This window comes from Pseudomonas viridiflava, from assembly GCF_001642795.1.
GTDB classification, from domain to species: domain Bacteria; phylum Pseudomonadota; class Gammaproteobacteria; order Pseudomonadales; family Pseudomonadaceae; genus Aquipseudomonas; species Aquipseudomonas viridiflava.
The window spans coordinates 112,530-131,166 of the sequence record NZ_LKEH01000027.1 but is presented as its reverse complement, the minus strand read 5'-3'; the positions used below and the strand labels follow the sequence as shown (position 1 = coordinate 131,166).

The following is an 18,637-nucleotide window of genomic DNA, read 5'->3' as shown; positions in this document are numbered from 1 at the left end:
GCGCCAGAACTCAGCCTTCACCCACGTCGCAATCGGCGGTGTCCGCACTATCGCGTAAAAAAGCACGGCAGGGCCGCTGTCTCACCGGATAGCCAGATGACTTGTGTATAACGATGAGCGCAGAGTGGGAGCGATGAGCGCTCCGCATGGGCAGGCACACCATGACGCTCCGCGCCACAAATGACACTGACTCAGTGAGCAGAGCGCTTCACTTGAGTCAATTCTGAGCGTCATTCGACTGAGCCAAGCTCATCAATATGCCGATACTCCGCCCCCAGGCCGCGCGCCAGTTCCCGCGCTCTCCCCAGCCGGATCGGGCCTTTTTCCATATCGATCAACAGACTCGCGCACTCGAAGGCCAGCAGCGCAGGCAGTTGCTTGAGCCTGCCATCGGTCAGCACCAGCACCCGCTGCTGTTCAGACGGGTAGCGCTTGCTGCGTTTCGTCAGCCAGAGTCGGGCTTCTTCCAAAGCTTGCGGCAGTGGCGTTCCGCCCCCTGCCCCCAGCGCACTCAGCCACGGACTCAGCGCCGACGATGCTTTCAAACCCTGATGCTGCCAGCTCGGCGCGTGGCCACTGGCCGTGAGCAAGGCCAGACGGGTGCGGCTGCGATAGGCATCGTCAAATAGCTGAGACAGCACGCCCTTGGCCTGGCTGAGCGCCTGATGCCGCTTCGTCGATGCAGACGCATCGACAATCACCAGCAACAGCTCACTGGGGCGACTGCTACGCGGCTGGCGAACCAGATCGCTGGCCTTTTTCGGACGACCTTTCATCAGGGTAGGCAGCCATTGCACCGGGCCGTCCGAACCTGCTCTTGACGCGCCTGTCCTCCCCGAAGCAAGTCGACCCGGCCGGGGCACGGCATCCGCCTCCTTGGAGCGCTTGGGGCGGATGCCTAAGGCTTTTTTGGCCAGCTCGGCACTTCGCGACGTGAGCCGGTAGGCACTGCCTGAGCCGGTAGCTCACCCCAACTGCCCTGCCCGCCTGAGTCATCCTGCTTCTGCGATGAACCGGAAGGCGGCGTTTCAGGCGATTGCTGTGTTGGTGGAGGCGGCGACTGTTCGCGACGGCGATGGCGCAGCGCAAACTCGGCCACGGCATCAATGTCCTGCTCTTCAATCTGCGCGACGCCGCGCCAGGCTGCATGTGCCCGTGCGGCACGCAGCCAGACCAGATCAGCACGCATGCCGTCAACACCTGCTGCGAAACAGCGTTCGGTGATCAACGCCAACGACGCGTCATCCAGTTCGATACCGGCCAGCCGCGAACGGGCCTGCTCGCAACGCTGTTTCAATGCATCCTGCTCGAGTTGCCACTGCGCGCCGAACGCATGCGGATCGGCATCGAAATCCAGACGTCTGCGGATGATCTGGCTGCGCTCGGCAGGCAGCGTCTGTCCGCTGAGAGCGACGTTGAGGCCGAAACGGTCCAGCAGTTGCGGACGCAGTTCGCCCTCTTCCGGATTCATGGTGCCGATCAACACGAAACGGGCGGCATGACGATGGGAAATGCCATCACGCTCCACCAGGTTGACGCCGCTGGCAGCGACATCCAGCAGCAGATCGACCAGATGATCGGCCAGCAGATTAACCTCATCGACATACAGCACGCCGCCGTCAGCCTTGGCCAGTACGCCGGGCGAGAAACGCGCACGGCTTTCGGACAGCGCGGCATCCAGGTCCAGCGTCCCGACCAGCCGTTCTTCGGTCGCGCCCAGTGGCAGCGTCACGAACTGCCCGCTGGCGAGCAGATCCGCCAGTCCGCGCGCCAGGGTCGATTTGGCCATGCCTCGCGGACCTTCGATCAAGACGCCACCGATGCGCGGATCAATCGCGGTCAGGCACAGCGCCAGCTTAAGGTCATCGGCGCCCACGACGGCGGCCAGTGGAAAATGTGGCGTATTGGCAAGGCTTGAGTCAGACAAGGTCATCACTTCTCTTCTATATCCAGCAGCAGGTCTTCCAGGGCTTGCTGATAATCGCCCGGTTCCTGCCAGAGGCCGCGTTGCTGCGCTTCGAGCATGCGCTCGGTCATGTCACGCAAGGCATCGGGGTTGTGCTGCTCGATGAATTCACGAGTCGACGGATCAAGCAGGTAGGCATCGGCCAACAGTGCGTACTGGTGATCATCGATCAGCTCGGTCGTCGCATCGAAGGCGAACAGGAAGTCCACCGTCGCGGCCATTTCGAACGCGCCTTTATAGCCGTGACGTTTGACGCCGTCGATCCACTTCGGGTTGGCTGCCCGCGAGCGGATCACGCGATTCAGCTCTTCCTTCAAGGTGCGGATCTTCGGCAGGTCCGGCTGGCTGTGGTCGCCATGGTAGCTGGCCGTTTTCACGCCGCTGAGGGTTTCGGCGGCGGCCAGCATGCCACCCTGAAACTGGTAGTAATCGTTGGAATCGAGCAGATCGTGCTCGCGGTTGTCCTGATTCTGTACCACGGCCTGCACCTGAGACAGGCGCTGAGCGAAGCGCTGCCGGGCGGGCGTACCCTCGTCGGAGCCGCCATAGGCATAACCGCCCCAATTCAGATAAACCTCGGCCAGATCTTCGCGGCTTTGCCACAAGCGTCCATCGATGGCGCCCTGAACGCCCGCGCCATAAGCGCCGGGCTTGGCACCGAAGATCCGCCACCCAGCCTGACGTACCGCTTCGTCCTCGCTCAGACCTTCAGCGATGAAACTCGCTCGTTCTTCACGTACCCGGGCGGCAATCGGGTTCAGATCATCCGGCTCGTCCAGCGCCGCAACAGCCTGCACGGCCGCGTCGAACAGACGAATCAGGTTGGCAAAGGCATCGCGAAAGAAGCCGGAAACCCTCAGCGTCACGTCCACGCGCGGGCGGTCCAACAGACTGATCGGCAGAATCTCGAAGTCATCGACACGCTGGCTGCCCGTCGCCCAGACCGGACGCACGCCCATCAGTGCCATGGCTTGCGCAATGTCGTCGCCGCCAGTGCGCATGGTCGCCGTACCCCAGACCGAAAGACCCAGCTGCCGCAAGTGGTCGCCGTGATCCTGAAGATGGCGCTCCAGCAGCAGGTTCGCCGACTGGAAACCAATCCGCCACGCGGTGGTGGTCGGCAGGTTACGTACGTCGACGCTGAAGAAATTGCGCCCGGTTGGCAATACATCCAGCCGCCCGCGACTGGGTGCACCGCTGGGCCCGGCAGGCACGAAGCGGCCGCTCAGTGCATCCAGCATGCCCTGCATTTCTCCGGGGCCGCAGGCATCGAGGCGTGGGGCGACCACTTCCCGCAGGCTGTCGAGGATCAGTGCCAGGTCGGCATGCTCCGGCAAATCCGTCACGTCCTGACCGTCGCAGATGCGCTCGATAAGGGCAGCTGCGTAAAGCTCAAGGCGCTCACGCGCGTCGCCAGCCGTGCGCCACGGGTCAGTGCTCAAGCCCAGCAACTCGGTCGGACGCGGCCCTTGCCAGGGTTCGGCAAGTTCGCAGTCCAGTGGGTCGAAGCCCAGATCGAATGCCTTGCTCAACGCCCGCAACAGACTCGACTGAGCACCACGGCCATCGCCACGGGGAATACGCAACAGGGCCAGCAGCGTGTCGGTGCGTAAACGTCCTTCAGGTGACTGACCAAATATATGCAGGCCATCGCGGATCTGCGATTCCTTCAAATCACAGAGATAGGTGTCCAGACGCGGCAGCCAGATTGCTGCGTCGGCATCGCTGTCGGTCGTCTCGTCCAGCGCCAGCTCACGGTCGATCTGCGTTTCGCGAACCAGATTCAGAATGTCACGCTGCAGCTCGCGGGCGCGGCGAGGATCAAGCAGCTGCGCTTCGTAATACTCGTCCGCCAGCAGCTCCAGATTGCGCAACGGGCCATAAGTTTCGGCGCGGGTCAGCGGCGGCATCAAGTGGTCGATGATCACGGCCTGCGTACGACGCTTGGCCTGTGCACCCTCGCCCGGATCGTTGACGATGAACGGATAGATGTTCGGCATCGGGCCCAGCACAGCATCCGGCCAGCAATTCTCGGACAGGCCGACGCCCTTGCCGGGCAGCCACTCCAGGTTGCCGTGTTTGCCGACGTGCACTACTGCATCGGCGCCATACGCCTTGCGCAGCCAGAAATAAAACGCGAGATAGCCATGCGGCGGCACCAGATCCGGGTCGTGATAGACCGCGCTTGGATCGACCTGATAGCCACGGGCCGGCTGGATGCCGACGAAGGTCAGACCAAAGCGCAGGCCTGCGATCATCATCCGGCCGCTGCGAAACATGGGATCGGCATCCGGCGCGCCCCAGCGGGCGTTCACCGCGTCACGGTTGGCCTGCGGCAATGCATTGAAGGCTTCAAGGTACTCATCCAGCGCCATGCTCTGCTGACATGGACGCTGATCGATGCTGTCCAGATCGTTGGTCACGCCGCCGAGCAATTGATGAATGAGTTCGGTGCCGCTGTCAGGCAGCTCGGCCAGCGGATAGCCCTCGGCCTGCATGGCGCGCAGGATATTCAGCGCGGCGGCGGGCGTGTCCAGCCCGACGCCGTTGCCGATTCGGCCGTCGCGAGTGGGATAGTTGGCCAGAATCAGCGCCACACGCTTATCGGCGTTGGGCAGGCGCGCCAGCAGAATCCAGCGTCGTGCCAGTTGGGCAACGAAGTCCATGCGCTCGGGATGCGCCCGGTAACAGACCACATCAGACTGACTGCGCTCGCTGCGCCATGCCAGGTCCTTGAAACTGATAGGGCGACTGATGATGCGTCCGTCGAGCTCCGGCAACGCGATGTGCATTGCCAGATCGCGGGCGCCCAGGCCTTGTGCACTGGCACTCCAGGCAGGCTCGTTGTCTTGCGCACAGATGGCCTGGATCACCGGTACATCGCGCCGAAACGGCCGCAGATGCGGCGTTTCAGGGCTCGACTGGGCAAAGCCGGTGGTATTGAGGATCAGCTCGACTCCGCCCTCATCCAGCCAGTCTTCTACCTGCGTGAAGCAGCCAGCCTCCTTGAGGCTGGCGACGGCGATCGGCAAAGGGTTGAGACCCTGTGCCTGTAATCGCTCGCAGAACTCGTCGATGAACCCGGTGTTGGCGGCCTGCAGGTGCGAACGATAGAACAGCAGCGCTGCAACAGGCTGATCGTTGCGCCAGTCAGCCTGCCAGTCCGCCAATCCGGCAGTTGCCCGCTTCGGATGATAAATAGCGGTGCGTGGCAGTGGCTGGGGTTCGGCCCATGAATAATCGCGTGCCAGCCAGGTGCTGGCGATGCAGCTATAAAGGTCCAGCGCATTCTGCAGGCCGCCCTGACGCAGGAACTGCCACAGGCGGTTGCAGTCGGCTGCTGCAACGGTGCTCAGGTCGATCAGTTCCGGATCATGCCGGTCACAACCCGGCACCATAATCACCGTGACGCCCTGCGCGGCCAGCTCCATCAACCGCTCGACGCCGTAGCGCCAGTAGCCGATGCCGCCATGCAACGACAGCAGGATGACCTTGGCGTGACGCAGCACGTCGTCGACGTACAGGTCGACCGACGCGTGATTCTGCACCTGCATCGGGTTGGCCAGACGCAGGCTGGGGTAGTCCTCCGGCAACTGCCGGGCCGCTTCGGCGAGCAGCGCGAGGCTCGAATCGCCGCTGCAGAGAATCACCAGATCGGCCGGGGTCTGCCCCAGGTCAGCGATGCTGTCGTCGGGTACGAAACCGCCGGGCTGGGTTCTCAGCAGGTGCATGGGTCAGCCTGCGATCGCGGCGTTGAGTTGAGCTTCCAGCGCGGCGGCGTCCAGTTCCTGGCCGATCAGCACCAGATTGGTCAGGCGCTCTTCGTCGGTGCGCCAGGCACGGTCGAAATGCTTGTCGAAACGTGTGCCCACGCCCTGGATCAGCAGGCGCATCGGCTTGCCGGGAATCGCCGCGAAGCCTTTGACCCGCAGGATGCCGTGCTGCACGACCAGTTGGGTCAGCGCCTTGAGCAATACTGCTTCATCGGCCTGTGGCAGCTTGATGGAGATCGAATCGAAGGCGTCGTGATCGTGATCATCGTCTTCACCGTCATGATGGTCATGGTGCGTCTTGCGACCGTCGATGTGGACTTCGGATTCGGCACCGACACCCAGCAAGACGCTGATCGGCAGGCGGCCACTGCTGGCCTCGATCACCTTGACGGCAGGCGGCAGTTCTTCAGCGACTTCGGCGCGAACCCTGGCAAGACCGTCAGCGTCTATCATGTCGGCCTTGTTGAGGATCACCAGATCGGCACTGGCCAGTTGATCGGCGAACAGCTCGTGCAGGGGCGATTCGTGGTCCAGGTTCGGGTCCAGCTTGCGCTGGGCATCGACCTGATCCGGGAAGGCCGCAAAAGTGCCCGCCAGTACCGCCGGGCTGTCGACGACGGTGATGACCGCATCGACCGTGCAGGCGTTACGGATTTCCGGCCACTGGAAGGCTTGAACCAAGGGCTTTGGCAGTGCAAGCCCGCTGGTTTCGATCAGGATGTGATCAAGATCGCCACGACGGGCGACCAGCTCGCGCATCACCGGGAAGAACTCTTCCTGAACGGTGCAGCACAGGCAGCCATTGGCCAGCTCGTAGACACGACCATTGGCTTCCTCTTCGGTACAGCCGATGGTGCACTGCTTGAGGATTTCGCCGTCGATGCCCAGCTCGCCGAATTCGTTGACGATCACGGCAATACGACGCCCTTCGGCGTTGTCGAGCATGTGCCGCAGCAGGGTGGTCTTGCCCGACCCCAGGAAGCCGGTGACGATGGTGACGGGAAGCTTGGCCAGTGTTTTCATCAGATGCCCTTGTGGCGATGCGGCGGGCAAACAGGACGAGAGCCGCGTGCGACGCACACGGATCAGATCGCCACCGGATCACCCCGCCCGGTTGTAGTGAGAATTCGCAGGCCTTGGCCCGGTTCGAGGCAGGTCTCCTGGCTTACGGCAGCACATTGCAGGCTTTCGGGCCTTGCCAACGCGCGCTCATCGCGCCTTCCCGCCTGGGCAGTGGCTGTGCGATGAACATGACCGTTTACAGTTGCGGGGGCAGCTGCGGCATTGACCGCATTCCCGTCTTAGCTGTGCTTGCGCACTGGGCTGCAAGCGAAGAACCTCGAACCGGCAAGGCTACGCAGTGACCGCTGGCAGGTCAATCGCTGAGATTGACGATCCCCCGCTACGCGTGGTCTCCTGTGCGCCTTGTTACGGGTGCCCCTCACGGGGTGAAACGGGAAACCGGTGCGCTCAGATCGCTGAGCAAGTCCGGTGCTGCCCCCGCAACGGTAAGCGAGAGGAAGTCAGATCCACTGTGCTCAGGCATGGGAAGGTGACTTCGAAGGACGGACAGTGCTGTCACGCCCCCTCGCGAGCCCGGAGACCGGCCCGCTACGTTTGCAAATGACACACCCGCGGTGGGCGGGCGCCGTTGAAACCTCTGACGTTCGTCAGCGGGTATCTGTGCGCATGGCCCGCTTTTGCCCACGTCTCCAGAGGGAACGCCATGACGACCATCAGCAGCAGCCATTCGGCCACATCCAGCTCCTCCCGCACACAACGCCTCACCGCCGCCATCAGTGCCGCGCTGCTGGGCGCATGCCTTGTGTACTTTGCCGGGTTCTCGCACATCGCCGCCGTGCACAACGCGGCACACGACACTCGCCACAGCGCCGCCTTCCCTTGTCATTGAGGACAACACAATGTTCAAGCGAATCGCCTACACCGCAGGCTTCACCGGCCTGCTCGCAGCGCTGCTGCTGACCCTGCTGCAAAGCTTTTGGGTCGTCCCGTTGATCCAACAGGCCGAGACTTACGAAAACGCACCTGCCGAACACGTGCATGAACAGGCTGGCGGCGTTGCGGCCGAGCACAGTCACGAACATGACGAAGCCGCCTGGGAACCGGAAAACGGCTGGCAGCGCGTGCTGTCCACCACCGGTGGCAATCTGGTGGTCGCGGTCGGTTTTGCGCTGATGCTTGCCGGGCTCTATACCTTGCGCGCACCGGGCAGCCCGCTTCAGGGCGCCGGATGGGGACTGGCCGGTTTCGCCGTCTTCGTGCTGGCTCCAACCCTTGGCCTGCCACCGGAACTGCCGGGCACCGCAGCCGCCGAACTCAGTCAGCGTCAGTTCTGGTGGATTGGCACCGCAGCCTCTACCGCTGCTGGCCTCGCGCTGCTGATCTTCGGTCAGAACCTGCTGCTCAAAGTGCTGGGCGTTGCCATTCTGGTTGCGCCTCATGTGATCGGCGCACCGCAGCCGCTGGTTCATGAGAGTCTCGCGCCTGAAGCACTTGAATCGCAGTTCATCATCGCTTCGCTGCTGACCAATGCCGTGTTCTGGGTAGCATTGGGCCTGATCAGCGCCTGGCTGTTCCGCCGCAACAACGCCGATCTGCAGCATGCCGAACCGTACCCGGCCTGAGCAGACGAACGCCCTGCCCGCTTCAGTCATTGTCGCGGGCTTGGGGTGTCGGCGCGGTTGCTCTGCCCTGCAGTTGCATGAACTGCTGGAGCGCCATCTCAATGCGCACGGACTCGACATGAGCGACATCACCGCGCTGGCCTCCATCGACCTGAAAAGCGAAGAGCCCGGCCTGCTGGCACTGGCGCGACAACTGGCCGTGCCGCTGGTGTTCTTCAACGCGGCGCAACTGGTGTACTGGGATCTTCACCTCACCCATCGCTCGGCGAATGTGCTGCAACACACCGGCTGCCACGGCGTCGCCGAAGGTTCGGCGCTGGCTCTTGCGGCGCAACTGGGTGATGGCTCTGCCGGACTGGTGATCGAACGCCAGAAAAGCACCCACGCCACATTTGCCTTGGCAACCAGCCCCGCAACCGGCGGATAATTCCGGCAATGACTCACTTCAGGAGATTCCCTTGACCGTTTTTTTCATCGGCGCAGGCCCCGGCGACCCGGAGCTGATCACCGTCAAGGGCCAGCGCCTGATTCGCACTTGCCCTGTCATCATCTACGCAGGCTCGCTGGTGCCCGTCGCGGTGCTGGAGGGCAATCAGGCTATGCAGGTGGTCAACAGCGCCGAGCTGCACCTGGAACAGATCATCGACCTGATCAAGACCGCCCATGCGCAAGGCCAGGACGTGGCACGCGTGCATTCGGGTGATCCAAGCCTGTATGGCGCCATCGGCGAGCAGATCCGTCATTTGCGCGAGCTGGGCATTCCCTTTGAAATCATCCCTGGCGTCACCGCAACGGCCGCCTGCGCGGCGTTGCTCGGCACAGAACTCACCCTGCCGGACATCTCGCAAAGCGTGATCCTGACCCGCTACGCCGACAAGACTTCAATGCCGCCCGGCGAAGAACTGGCCAGCCTTGCGCAGCATCGGGCCACCATGGCGATTCATCTGGGGGTCAACAATCTGCACCGGATCATCGAAGAGCTCATACCGCATTATGGCGCGGACTGCCCGATTGCCGTGGTGCATCGCGCCAGCTGGCCGGATCAGGACTGGGTACAGGGCACGCTGGTGGACATCGAAGAAAAGGTGCAGGCCAAAGGGTTCCGGCGCACCGCGTTGATACTGGTAGGACGCGTGCTGGCAAACGATACGTTCAGCGAATCATCACTGTATCGGGCAGGTCATGCCCATTTGTTCAGGCCTTAGCGACAGAACTCGGCGAACAGCGGGCGCTGGCAACGGCATGGACATAGTCAGGCGTGGATCCGGCGTTACTGAAACGACGCAGATTGTCCGGTGGCAGCTGACGTGACTGAACCGGCTGTGTACGGACCTTTTCATTCACCTGCGTATCGGGCGTGATATCGCTGCCAAAGTGGGGAAAAGGCTCTTGCGCCGCCCAGCCTCCTGCAGCCAGCAACAGCAATACGAACACACCTGCGATGGGTTCCTTGGTACCGCGCATGGATCCGCACATGGGTCTTTCCTCCAGCCGACTGATAACGGCTCGTTACACCAATGACTGACCGAGCATAAGCGCCCGAATGTCGCGAACATGTGAACGCATGGTGTGAGTCAATGCGTAAATGTACACATGAGTCTGTTTTCGAACAACATCACAGTCGGGCTCATTCAAACGGTTCCTCGCCTTGCAGCTTGGTGCGATGCATCAAACGCCCGCATTCCGGGTCATACGCCTCGGCACGATGCAGGGTGCCCGTGTTGTCCCAGATCACCAGATCACCCACCTGCCATTCGTGGCTGTAGCTGAACGAATCACCCGTCGCCCACTCACGCAGTTCGACCAGAATCCCTGCGCTCTCGGCCCGGCTGACGCCTGCCACCTGCTGCGCCGTGCAGCCCAGAATCAGCGATTTGCGACCTGAGCGATGCGTCCACACCAGCGGCAGCTCTTTCTCGCCAATGGCCTGCATGACCTTGAGCGTCGCCAGACTCGGCTCAGGATTGTAGTAAAACAGCGACGACCAGGGCGCGTGCACGACACGCATGCCTGCATAGCGCAGCTTGTCCGCCGCAGACAACGCCTCATACGCCGCATAGGTATTGCAAAACCCGGTATTGCCACCCCAGGTCGCCGTCACCTTGCAGGCCAGAAGCGAGGCCAGGATGGGCACATCACTGCTGGTGCCGTCGATGTGCCAATACAGCGAACCCTTCAGAAACTCGGCACCCGACGGGTTCACCTTGGCATCCAGCGTAATTTTGGTGACATTCTGACCGTCGCTGGCTTCCGCCGAAAACGCGCCCAATGTGCGGGTGAACGCGATCTGCTCGGCATCGCTGAAACCGATTCGCGGAAAAACCAGCACGCCCCGCTGCTCCAGCAAACCGCGAATCTCGTCCGCAAGCTCGCCGCTCAGCAGCTCCTCTTTGGTATTGAGAATCCGGGTGCCGATGACAGGCTTGATCGGCTCGTGAAGCAGACGCGTTTTCGAAGTGGCTAACATGATGCGACCCTCTTCATAAGTGAACCTTACGGTACGCTTATGAAAATTGTCACGCAAGCGCTCATTTGTGATGACGGCATTAAGTCGTGACGGTGCCAACTCACAGGCACGCTTGCCGATTAAAGCTGTCCCAATGGTTCAGCTCCCGCCAAGAGGCCCTCATGAAAATCGGCATCATTTCCGATACTCACGGTTTGCTCCGCCCGGAAGCGGTCACCGCGCTCCAAGGCTGCGAGCAGATCATCCACGCCGGAGACATTGGCAGCGCAGAGATCGTCGAGCAGCTCAAGGCCATCGCCCCGCTGCACATTGTGCGTGGCAACAACGACGTGGATTCGCCCTGGGCGAGCGAGATTGCCGATCACCTGATTTTCGAACTAAGCGGCTGGCAGATATTGCTGGTACACGACATCGCCGATGTGCCTGCCCTGCTTGATGAGCGCACGCGGATCGTAGTCACCGGGCATTCGCATAAACCGCTTATTGAATGGCGCGGGGAGCGGTTGTACATCAACCCCGGCAGTGCGGGACGGCGTCGTTTCAAACTGCCGGTGACGCTTGCGTTGCTCGATGTGCAGGGGCCTTCGCTGGAGCCGCAGCTGGTGAGATTACTCGATTAGGCGACTTCAGATGCTTCGGCTTTTACAGATCGCGAAACATCAACCACTGCGCCATACCCCAGGCATCAAAGCGTTCCTGCAAATGCCAGCCACGCTTGGCGTAATAAGCTTGCTGATCGTGCGTGTGCAGGTACAACCGGTCTACGCCACTCCGTTTGGCATGGCTGCAAATGCTTTCGATCAACTCGGCTGCAAGTCCCCTGCCCCGAGCTTCCGACCTGACGAACACGCACGCTAGCCAAGGTCCGAGCTCGGGTCGGTCAGATAGATCGTTATCGGCAAACGCTGCGCCACCCAGCAACTGCCCGTCCTCGATCGCGATGAGACATTTCCACTCATTGTTGTACTGCCCCTCGGCAAACTCTTCCTCCCAGTCGGCCAGCGATTGCTGCGCAAACTCGTAGTTGAACTGCCGATGCAGCCACAGCGCCATCATGTCGCTGTGTTCCATGTGGTCGACGAGCCAGTCCAGACGGTGCATGCGTGCTCCTTGAGGTTGGATGAAGTGTGATCTACGGACTAACCCTAGTCGTCGGGGGTCATTTATGGGTAATCATTGCTCGACCCCATCGCCAAAACCGCCGATTCGACGCGCTCTGATAGACGTCGAGTAACTGGCGGGCGCTTATTGTTCTTTCACGGATATCAGCCATCAGCGCCACACGGAGTTCAGACCAGCAGGCGGACGGCAAACCTTCGGGTTTTCGCAACGATGAAGCCCCGCTAACCGGGCAGGACTGGAGGTCGCTTACATCCATGAGTGCTTTTCTTCCTGCCGCCATTTCGTAAAGCACTCGTGCAACTGCGTAAACATCGGCTTGTGTCGTGAGTGGGCCACCGTCACGCACCTCAGGCGCCGCATAACGAGGTGTCCAGGGCTGCAAGTGTTGTCGGTTCAGCTGCGGCAGTCCGGTGAGCACGCCGTCAACGGGCTGCCCGAGGCCGAAGTCAAAAAGTCGCAAGCCCCGCTCGGTGAGCATGATGTTTTCGGGCTTCACATCCCCATGCAGCACGCCTTTTTGGTGAACATATGTCAGGGCGTCCAGCAGCGCTGTTGCGATTTCCCTCGCCTGCGCCCAGGGCAATCCTCCGGGATTTTCATTGAGCACTCGATCAAGGCGCACACCGCGCATGAATTCAAGCGTCATGAAGGCTCGGCTGCATTCGTCGTCCACGCCAAATGCATAAGAACGAACGATGTGCGGATGATGAAGTCGCCGTGTCAGGGCAAACTCGCTGTAAAGCAGCGCATCGGCGTCCCGTGCCGTCGCCAGGTCATCATTGAGCACCTTGATTGCGATGCATGGATCAGGCTCGCCCATCAGTTCATGCAGCAGGTCGCGGGCCTGATAGACGACTCCCATGCCGCCAGAGCCAAGCAAACGCTCGATTCTGTAGCGGCGTGAGAGCACATCGGGGAGCCTGTCTTGCGCCTCTCGGGGTTTCAAAGCTGTGCAGGCATGCGCAACCCTCGCAACGCCGACATATCGAAGGGGTTTGCAGAACGCTGGCTCAACAGCAGATAGTTGGCTCGCATCCCGCCGACATCGGCTTTGAGCACCAGAACGTCACGTCCCTTGAGTGGTTCGGTCTGCATCAGATCCAGCAGGCGGAACAATGACCACGGACCGGTGTTCTTCTCGATACCAATCGGGCGATCTGCCATGCGCTCCATGACCAGACTGGCCCGGCCATTCTCGATCTCGGTCGGCCATGTGAAAGCCACGGGTACGATGGGGCCATGACGATACTCCATCGACTGGTTGCCCAGACGAAACTCGGCGCGGCTGACATTCGGGTCCAGTGTGTAAGGCTCCAGCTTGAACTGCACCTGGGGTTCCTGAGCGCTTCCCGCGAAAAAACTGTTGCGTATGGCGTGCACCACAGACATCTGATCAAGATACGCCCGGCTCATTGGCAGGCTGTAGCCATCGATGCTGCGCAAGCGGTAGTGCCCAGGCTCGCCGCTGACAAAAGGCTTAAGGTAACTGTTGAAGAAGCGGTCAGCGAGCCCCTGGGATTTGAAGAACTCGCGGAAATCGCTGATCGCAACGTCGCTGTGACTGTGAGCGTAAAACGGATAACGCTTGTCGAGGGCCTGGCCGTAAAAGCTGTACAACTCGTCCTTGTAGCGCTGGTTGACGTACTGATACGACTGATGCAAGACATAGCTCCAGGCATCTTCCGCCAGGCCGTTGAACCAGCCGGCCACAGGCTGCGGCAGCGATGCCGACGTATTACGCAGATTGCTCAACGCGTCTCGCTGCCCGCCCATGCGGCCTCGTGCCATCTCGAATGCGGCCAGTTCAGGCTGACCAGAGCGGCCCAATGTCGCCATTTGCCGCTGAACGTCATCCAGTGCACTGAACACGGACATCAGATCAGGACCGGGAGCATTTTCTTCGTCCAGTAGCCGATGCAACGGATCGAAGCGACGTTGCAGCGCCTTCTTCGAAGCGTCGGGCAGGCTATCGGCAAGCGCTTGCTGCGCCTGACCTCCCACGGTTGAAACAGCCTTGCCAATAGCACCTGTCTTGTCCTGGATTGACAGTTTATCGACGCTCTCGGCCACGGTCGCAAAGCGGGTATTTTCCCGGACTTCGACCAGCAACTGCACCAGCGGCGAGTTGGCTGCGCTCAGACCGGCAATCTGCAACGCCCCCGGCTTCGGCCCTTCAAAGGGCTGCAGCGACGTCTTGCCGACCGCTTCGGACCAGTGATTGGCATAGTCGCGGAAATAAAGCTGCTCCAGTTCGACCATCAACCGTCGCAAGTCCGCCGTACCAAGCGCTGCGCTCTCGCCCAGCACCCAATTGTCGCGCAGGATGTCGCTGACCACTGCCGAGCCCTGAACCACAAAATATTGCTGATAACCATGCCGGGTATAAAAGCCGGGAATACGATAGTCAGTGCCTGTCAGCGCTATCTGCTGCGGACCGATTCGCTGAGCCAGGCTGTACTCAGGAAGCGTGCGCGCCTTCTCACGCAGCACGCGGTAAATCACATTGGCCAGAGACTCATTGCGCAACACCTGCCGAGTCTGTGCTACCAGCTCGGCGTTGCCGGGGTAGTCAAACGGCAGATCCAGCAAACGCTGCACATGTTCATTCAACTGACGCTGTGCCTGGGCATGAGCGGCATAGCGTATCGTCCAGTCAGCAGCGATCCACTCCCTCAGCCAGGCACGGTCCCGTCGCTCCTGGCGGGTAAGCATCAGATAGGCGCGCAAGCTGCCCAGCAACTGGTCGCGATCGGAAGTGGACGCTTGCATCTGTGCTTCAAGCAATCCTGCAAGACGGGGTAACAACAAGCGCTGCAGTTGTGCATGGTAACCGGCCAGCAACGCCTCGTTGGCGGCCGGGCCCTGATACAAGCCGTTGCGCTCGTACAAGGATAGATCTGCGGTATCGGGGAACACCCGGGTGGCCTGGTAATGAGTGTTCAAAGCATCAAGCACCGTCAGAACGTCATCCTGTGGCGCTATCTGCGAGCGCTGCTTGACCAATTGTTGTGCGGTAAGACGAAGTGTTTCAAGGCGGTCGTGGTTGGTGTTGAATCCGATTGACCAGACCAAGCCTGCTAAAGCGACCGAGAGAACAGCGCCACCGAACACCGCGCGCTGTCGCCAATCGAGCTGTCGACGCACGTCCTTGTCGAGCATCGCCAGCCTGGACTCGGGAAAGATGACCCGTGCCAGCAGATCATGGATAAACCGCGGGCGTCCGACATGCCGCAAAGGCAGACCGATGCTGTCGTGATCCTGCGCCGCCTGCTCTTGCGAAGGCTTGGCCTGATCGACCATGTGAGGCGCACGGGTGAGGTAAAAACCGCGCAGATGGCTGGCGCGCTGGTAGCGATTTCCCGAAAAAGCCAGTTCGACAAATATCTTCAGACTATGGGCGATACGTCCCAACTGGGCGGGAAATTCAAGCATGCGCCCGCGGCGCTGAATGTCGCGTTCCTGATGAAGTCGCGTGATAACCTGGCTGCTTAACCTTTGCAACAACGAGTCGAATGCCTTGCCGACAACATCGATGTCGGTGCCCCGCTCGCCCTTGCCGAACGTCGAGCCCAGTACCTGTCGGCTTTCCTCGCGGGACAACTGATCGAAGAACTCATCAAAGCCTTCTACTGCGTCCGTCTTGGTCAGCACGAGATAGACGGGAACCTCAATGCTCAGTTGACGATGGATCTCGTCCAGACGCGCTCGAACGGTCTCGGCAACCGATTCCAGTTGGCTTGACTTGTCCTCGATCAGCAGCTCGACTGGCAGAGTGACCAGCACGCCACTGAGCGGACGCGCGCGTCGTCTCTCGCGCAACAATGACAACAATGTGTGCCACGCGCTGCCGTCAACTTCTGACCGCTTCTGGCTCAGGTAACGGCCGGCGGTATCCATGATCACCGCCTGATCAGTCAGGTACCAGTCACAACAGCTCGTGCTTCTGGTATCGCGTGTGAGCTTGCGCTGCACCTTGTTCAACGGGAAGTCGAGCCCGGAAAAATCCAGCAAGCTGGTCTTGCCGCTGCCTTCCGGGCCTATCATCAGGTACCAGGGCAACTCCTGACGGGCGGACTCGCCGCGCCCGTCGTAAAGACTCGAACGGCTGATCAACCTTACGGCATCCTTGAACCGGAGGGTCAGTTCCCGAGACTCCTTGTCGATCGCGATGCCCTCAAGCACGCGCTCCCTTTCTGTGTCGTTGGCCTGTTGTTTTTCATCGCGTTTGCCAGCACGCCATCCGACGAAGACCATTGCCAGCCCCCAGCCAAGCAACAGCGTGATGGCCACCAGCAGACGCGACGTCGCGCCTTCCAGAATCCTGAGTTCAGCCACCGCGAACAAAGGCCCGAATAGCCAGACCAGGGCGCTCAGGACGACCACCAGCAACAACGACCAGACCCAGGTCTTGCCTAGCACGGACAACAGCTTTTTCCAGAACATCTTCATCGGGTTCCCCGGTTTTGCGACTGACGCTCAAGCGCCACTGAATCAACGAACTGATAAGGCTTGAGGACTGTCTCGCGCTGCTTGCCCAACACCCACGCAAAGCCCGAATACATCACCGCCAGCGTCATCAGCGTGAAGATGACGACCAGCCACGACGGCACGAGCCGTGGAGGCTCCAGGGAATCTTCCTGCGAGCCACGCCAATGAGGCGAAAGCATCATGGGTACCTCACCTCTTAGTTGACGTATCTGTCGGTAGAGGCCGTCGCGAATATCGTCCAGCTCGTCATTTGCGCGCAGGGTGACTCGGTACTTGCCCTTGAATCCCAGGGCCAGACAGAGGTACATCAGTTCCAGCAGGTGCAGGTGTTTGGCTGGGTTACTGCCCAGTCTCTCCAGCAACTGGAAAAACTTCTCGCCGCCAAACGTCTCCTGATGGAAATGACTCAGCAGACTCATGGTCGACCAATTACTCGCACTGCCCCAGGCAGTGGTCAGGACAGCCTCGTCCAGCACCGTACACAGCACGTAACGTGCAGCCAGCATCTGGTCGTGCTCTATCGCGTGATGGCCGGCATGGGCCTCGAACAGCTTCACCTGCCCGATCAGCGTTCTGTTCAAAGGGCGGATGTCCCCTTCTTCAGGTGCAGCGGCAAGCCTGGAAAGGTGTGACAGCAGATCACTTGCAGCAGCGATCAACGGGTTGATATGAAAGTCCACACGCTCTTCGGGCGCCAGCCGGGCACTGTAGGTCAATCGTTCCTGAAGGCTTTCGAAAGGATGACGTTCAGCGGCGTCAGTAAGCCTCTCGTGAGTGCGGTTACCTGGGCGCTTACCGTGCAGGCGGGTCGGGTTATCGTTATGGCCGTGCATATCCCTGACCATCAGTTTCTGACCGCCCAGAATTGCAGTTCAAGCCCGGCGAAATCCCCTGAAACATGGAAGGCGAAACCACCTGACGTATCCACTTGCGCCTGCTCCTTCTCGTTGAGCTCCAGGCTGAAATAGGTTCTGTTCGAATGAAACGGGATCTGACGCGGCGCCACTGGCAAAGGCCTGAGACGCATACCCGGCAGATGCAGACTGACCAGCTCGCGGATACTTTCGACCGAGCCGACCTTCAGGTGGGCGGGCAACCTGTGACGCAGCTCTTCAGCATCACATTGCGCCCGGGCAGCGAGCACGAACGAGGCTGAGCCCAACAGTTGGCGATCCACACGCGGGGAAACCAGTACGCCGTACTGGCGGACTTGTAACTCCAGCTCAATCGCGTGCTGTTCAAGAACCATCGACAACACCTGTCGAATCGCAATCATCACCTTGCCGAACGTTGCGCCCTGATCGCTGTGCTGATACTGACTGTCCAGCAACGGGCGCTTGCTTTCGGCGCCAAAGGTCGACAGCTCGCCCAGCAACGCCAGAAGCGCGCGATAGAGGGGCTCGGGGTGAACGTCCTGAAGGGTCAGGTAGTGCCGAAGCACCAGCTCCGTACGATTGATCAGTTGCAGCATCATGAAATCACCGACCTCGGCGCTGCCTGTCTGACCGTTGGAGCGAATACGTCCGGCGATGGCGTTGCCTCTGTTTTCAAGCAGGCTCACGACTTCTTTCAAGCACGACATCAGATAAGCCGACCCGCCCGCATTGATGAAAGAAGGGACAAATCCGGCGTCGAGTCTGATGGCCTTGTCAGGCGTGCTGACCAGCACCTGACACAGCTTGAGCTTCACGTAAGCGTGCTCGGTTTTCTGATCCCCAAGCAGCAACTGAAATTCTGGCCGGGCGCAGAGTATTTCGGTGCGGGCATCTTCTCCGGCGTTCGAATCGGCGACCTCCGTGGCGTAGGCGGTAAATCGCGCAACCACATCCGGCTCTTCGGAACTACGAGCCTCGATGCAGTTACCCGTTACCAGTGGCAACGCCAGATAGACGGCAGTGTTGGCCGTGTTTGGCGGTATCTCCAGTGCCAACGGTTTTTCCCTGTCACCCAAATCGAAAAAGGTGCCGTCCGGCAGGACACCCGATGCCTGATTGAGAACAATCTGACCGGAGCCCAGAAACTGCTGATTGATTTCAACCGCTTTGAAGCCCCACATATGGATGCCGGTCAGTTGCGTGCACAGCCTCATCTGCTGATCGTGGTATCGATCGTTATGCTGAAAGTGCTGAGGGCGCAAAAGCATGCCTTCCTGCCAGATAACCTTATGAGCGTTCAT

Annotated in this window: 16 protein-coding genes and 2 riboswitches; of the genes, 5 read left to right on the top strand and 11 right to left on the bottom strand. The window is 60.6% G+C overall.

Annotation, left to right across the window (positions count from 1 at the left end):
- Positions 1 to 230 precede the first annotated feature (230 nt).
- From AO065_RS15860 to cobW, 4 genes are all read right to left on the bottom strand, one after another.
- Positions 231 to 776 (bottom strand): vWA domain-containing protein, encoded by a 546-nt coding sequence (locus AO065_RS15860; RefSeq protein WP_080597988.1) that lies wholly within the window; start codon positions 774 to 776, stop codon positions 231 to 233.
- A gap of 122 nt (positions 777 to 898) precedes the next feature.
- A complete protein-coding gene (locus AO065_RS15855; RefSeq protein WP_004886555.1) occupies positions 899 to 1,933 on the bottom strand; it encodes a magnesium chelatase ATPase subunit I in 1,035 nt (344 codons plus the stop codon).
- On the bottom strand, positions 1,933 to 5,697 hold the full coding sequence (gene cobN, locus AO065_RS15850; RefSeq protein WP_004886557.1) for a cobaltochelatase subunit CobN: 3,765 nt from the start codon (positions 5,695 to 5,697) through the stop codon (positions 1,933 to 1,935). Before cobN ends, AO065_RS15855 begins: the two co-directional genes overlap by 1 nt.
- Before the next feature lie 3 nt (positions 5,698 to 5,700).
- Positions 5,701 to 6,762, bottom strand: coding sequence for a cobalamin biosynthesis protein CobW (gene cobW, locus AO065_RS15845; protein ID WP_004886558.1), 1,062 nt, complete (start codon positions 6,760 to 6,762; stop codon positions 5,701 to 5,703).
- Positions 6,763 to 6,872: 110 nt separating this feature from the next.
- Positions 6,873 to 7,096: riboswitch (cobalamin riboswitch) on the bottom strand.
- A 58-nt stretch (positions 7,097 to 7,154) separates the two neighbouring features.
- Positions 7,155 to 7,365, top strand: a riboswitch (cobalamin riboswitch).
- A gap of 100 nt (positions 7,366 to 7,465) precedes the next feature.
- Between cobW and AO065_RS15840 the strand changes: the two genes are divergently transcribed.
- The 4 genes from AO065_RS15840 to cobM are packed head-to-tail and all read left to right on the top strand — an operon-like array spanning position 7,466 to position 9,589.
- Positions 7,466 to 7,651 carry a CbtB domain-containing protein gene (locus AO065_RS15840; RefSeq protein WP_004886559.1) on the top strand — a complete coding sequence of 62 codons (186 nt, stop codon included), beginning with the start codon at positions 7,466 to 7,468 and terminating at the stop codon, positions 7,649 to 7,651.
- A gap of 10 nt (positions 7,652 to 7,661) precedes the next feature.
- Positions 7,662 to 8,384: a CbtA family protein gene (locus AO065_RS15835; RefSeq protein WP_004886561.1), complete on the top strand. Its 723-nt coding sequence runs from the start codon at positions 7,662 to 7,664 to the stop codon at positions 8,382 to 8,384.
- The gene (locus tag AO065_RS15830; protein ID WP_004886563.1) at positions 8,362 to 8,811 is read left to right on the top strand and encodes a cobalamin biosynthesis protein; all 450 of its coding nucleotides are present in this window, start codon (positions 8,362 to 8,364) and stop codon (positions 8,809 to 8,811) included. Before AO065_RS15835 ends, AO065_RS15830 begins: the two co-directional genes overlap by 23 nt.
- Positions 8,812 to 8,842: 31 nt before the next feature.
- Positions 8,843 to 9,589: a precorrin-4 C(11)-methyltransferase gene (gene cobM / locus AO065_RS15825; RefSeq protein ID WP_004886564.1), complete on the top strand. Its 747-nt coding sequence runs from the start codon at positions 8,843 to 8,845 to the stop codon at positions 9,587 to 9,589.
- Here the strand turns inward: cobM and AO065_RS15820 are convergent.
- Positions 9,579 to 9,848, bottom strand: coding sequence for a hypothetical protein (locus tag AO065_RS15820; RefSeq protein ID WP_050562202.1), 270 nt, complete (start codon positions 9,846 to 9,848; stop codon positions 9,579 to 9,581). The genes cobM and AO065_RS15820 overlap by 11 nt on opposite strands.
- 163 nt (positions 9,849 to 10,011) lie before the next feature.
- Positions 10,012 to 10,851: a TauD/TfdA dioxygenase family protein gene (locus AO065_RS15815; RefSeq protein ID WP_004886569.1), complete on the bottom strand. Its 840-nt coding sequence runs from the start codon at positions 10,849 to 10,851 to the stop codon at positions 10,012 to 10,014.
- Between the two features lie 161 nt (positions 10,852 to 11,012).
- On the opposite strand from AO065_RS15815, the gene AO065_RS15810 reads away from it, so the two are divergent.
- Positions 11,013 to 11,471 (top strand): metallophosphoesterase family protein, encoded by a 459-nt coding sequence (locus tag AO065_RS15810; protein WP_004886571.1) that lies wholly within the window; start codon positions 11,013 to 11,015, stop codon positions 11,469 to 11,471.
- Between the two features lie 22 nt (positions 11,472 to 11,493).
- On the opposite strand, the gene AO065_RS15805 is transcribed toward AO065_RS15810, so the two are convergent.
- Genes AO065_RS15805 through tssK form a run of 5 tightly spaced genes read right to left on the bottom strand, consistent with a single transcriptional unit; the run spans position 11,494 to position 18,637 of the window.
- Positions 11,494 to 11,952, bottom strand: coding sequence for a GNAT family N-acetyltransferase (locus AO065_RS15805; protein ID WP_004886573.1), 459 nt, complete (start codon positions 11,950 to 11,952; stop codon positions 11,494 to 11,496).
- Between the two features lie 58 nt (positions 11,953 to 12,010).
- Positions 12,011 to 12,883, bottom strand: a complete 873-nt coding sequence (locus tag AO065_RS26705; protein WP_155500410.1) for a serine/threonine-protein kinase — start codon at positions 12,881 to 12,883, stop codon at positions 12,011 to 12,013.
- A 32-nt stretch (positions 12,884 to 12,915) separates the two neighbouring features.
- Positions 12,916 to 16,422, bottom strand: coding sequence for a type VI secretion system membrane subunit TssM (gene tssM / locus AO065_RS15795; RefSeq protein ID WP_004886578.1), 3,507 nt, complete (start codon positions 16,420 to 16,422; stop codon positions 12,916 to 12,918).
- Positions 16,419 to 17,306 carry a type IVB secretion system protein IcmH/DotU gene (icmH, locus tag AO065_RS15790; RefSeq protein WP_004886580.1) on the bottom strand — a complete coding sequence of 296 codons (888 nt, stop codon included), beginning with the start codon at positions 17,304 to 17,306 and terminating at the stop codon, positions 16,419 to 16,421. Before icmH ends, tssM begins: the two co-directional genes overlap by 4 nt.
- Complete coding sequence (tssK, locus tag AO065_RS15785; RefSeq protein WP_004886581.1) at positions 17,306 to 18,637, bottom strand: type VI secretion system baseplate subunit TssK; 1,332 nt, start codon at positions 18,635 to 18,637, stop codon at positions 17,306 to 17,308. The genes icmH and tssK overlap by 1 nt, the downstream gene beginning before the upstream one ends.

Coding starts and splice junctions, on each gene's coding strand:
- AO065_RS15860 (WP_080597988.1), bottom strand. CDS start 776: ATGAAAGGTCGTCCGAAAAAGGCCAGCGATCTGGTTCGCCAGCCGCGT.
- AO065_RS15855 (WP_004886555.1), bottom strand. CDS start 1,933: ATGACCTTGTCTGACTCAAGCCTTGCCAATACGCCACATTTTCCACTG.
- cobN (WP_004886557.1), bottom strand. CDS start 5,697: ATGCACCTGCTGAGAACCCAGCCCGGCGGTTTCGTACCCGACGACAGC.
- cobW (WP_004886558.1), bottom strand. CDS start 6,762: ATGAAAACACTGGCCAAGCTTCCCGTCACCATCGTCACCGGCTTCCTG.
- AO065_RS15840 (WP_004886559.1), top strand. CDS start 7,466: ATGACGACCATCAGCAGCAGCCATTCGGCCACATCCAGCTCCTCCCGC.
- AO065_RS15835 (WP_004886561.1), top strand. CDS start 7,662: ATGTTCAAGCGAATCGCCTACACCGCAGGCTTCACCGGCCTGCTCGCA.
- AO065_RS15830 (WP_004886563.1), top strand. CDS start 8,362: ATGCCGAACCGTACCCGGCCTGAGCAGACGAACGCCCTGCCCGCTTCA.
- AO065_RS15820 (WP_050562202.1), bottom strand. CDS start 9,848: ATGCGCGGTACCAAGGAACCCATCGCAGGTGTGTTCGTATTGCTGTTG.
- AO065_RS15815 (WP_004886569.1), bottom strand. CDS start 10,851: ATGTTAGCCACTTCGAAAACGCGTCTGCTTCACGAGCCGATCAAGCCT.
- AO065_RS15810 (WP_004886571.1), top strand. CDS start 11,013: ATGAAAATCGGCATCATTTCCGATACTCACGGTTTGCTCCGCCCGGAA.
- AO065_RS15805 (WP_004886573.1), bottom strand. CDS start 11,952: ATGCACCGTCTGGACTGGCTCGTCGACCACATGGAACACAGCGACATG.
- tssM (WP_004886578.1), bottom strand. CDS start 16,422: ATGAAGATGTTCTGGAAAAAGCTGTTGTCCGTGCTAGGCAAGACCTGG.
- icmH (WP_004886580.1), bottom strand. CDS start 17,306: ATGGTCAGGGATATGCACGGCCATAACGATAACCCGACCCGCCTGCAC.
- tssK (WP_004886581.1), bottom strand. CDS start 18,637: ATGAACGCTCATAAGGTTATCTGGCAGGAAGGCATGCTTTTGCGCCCT.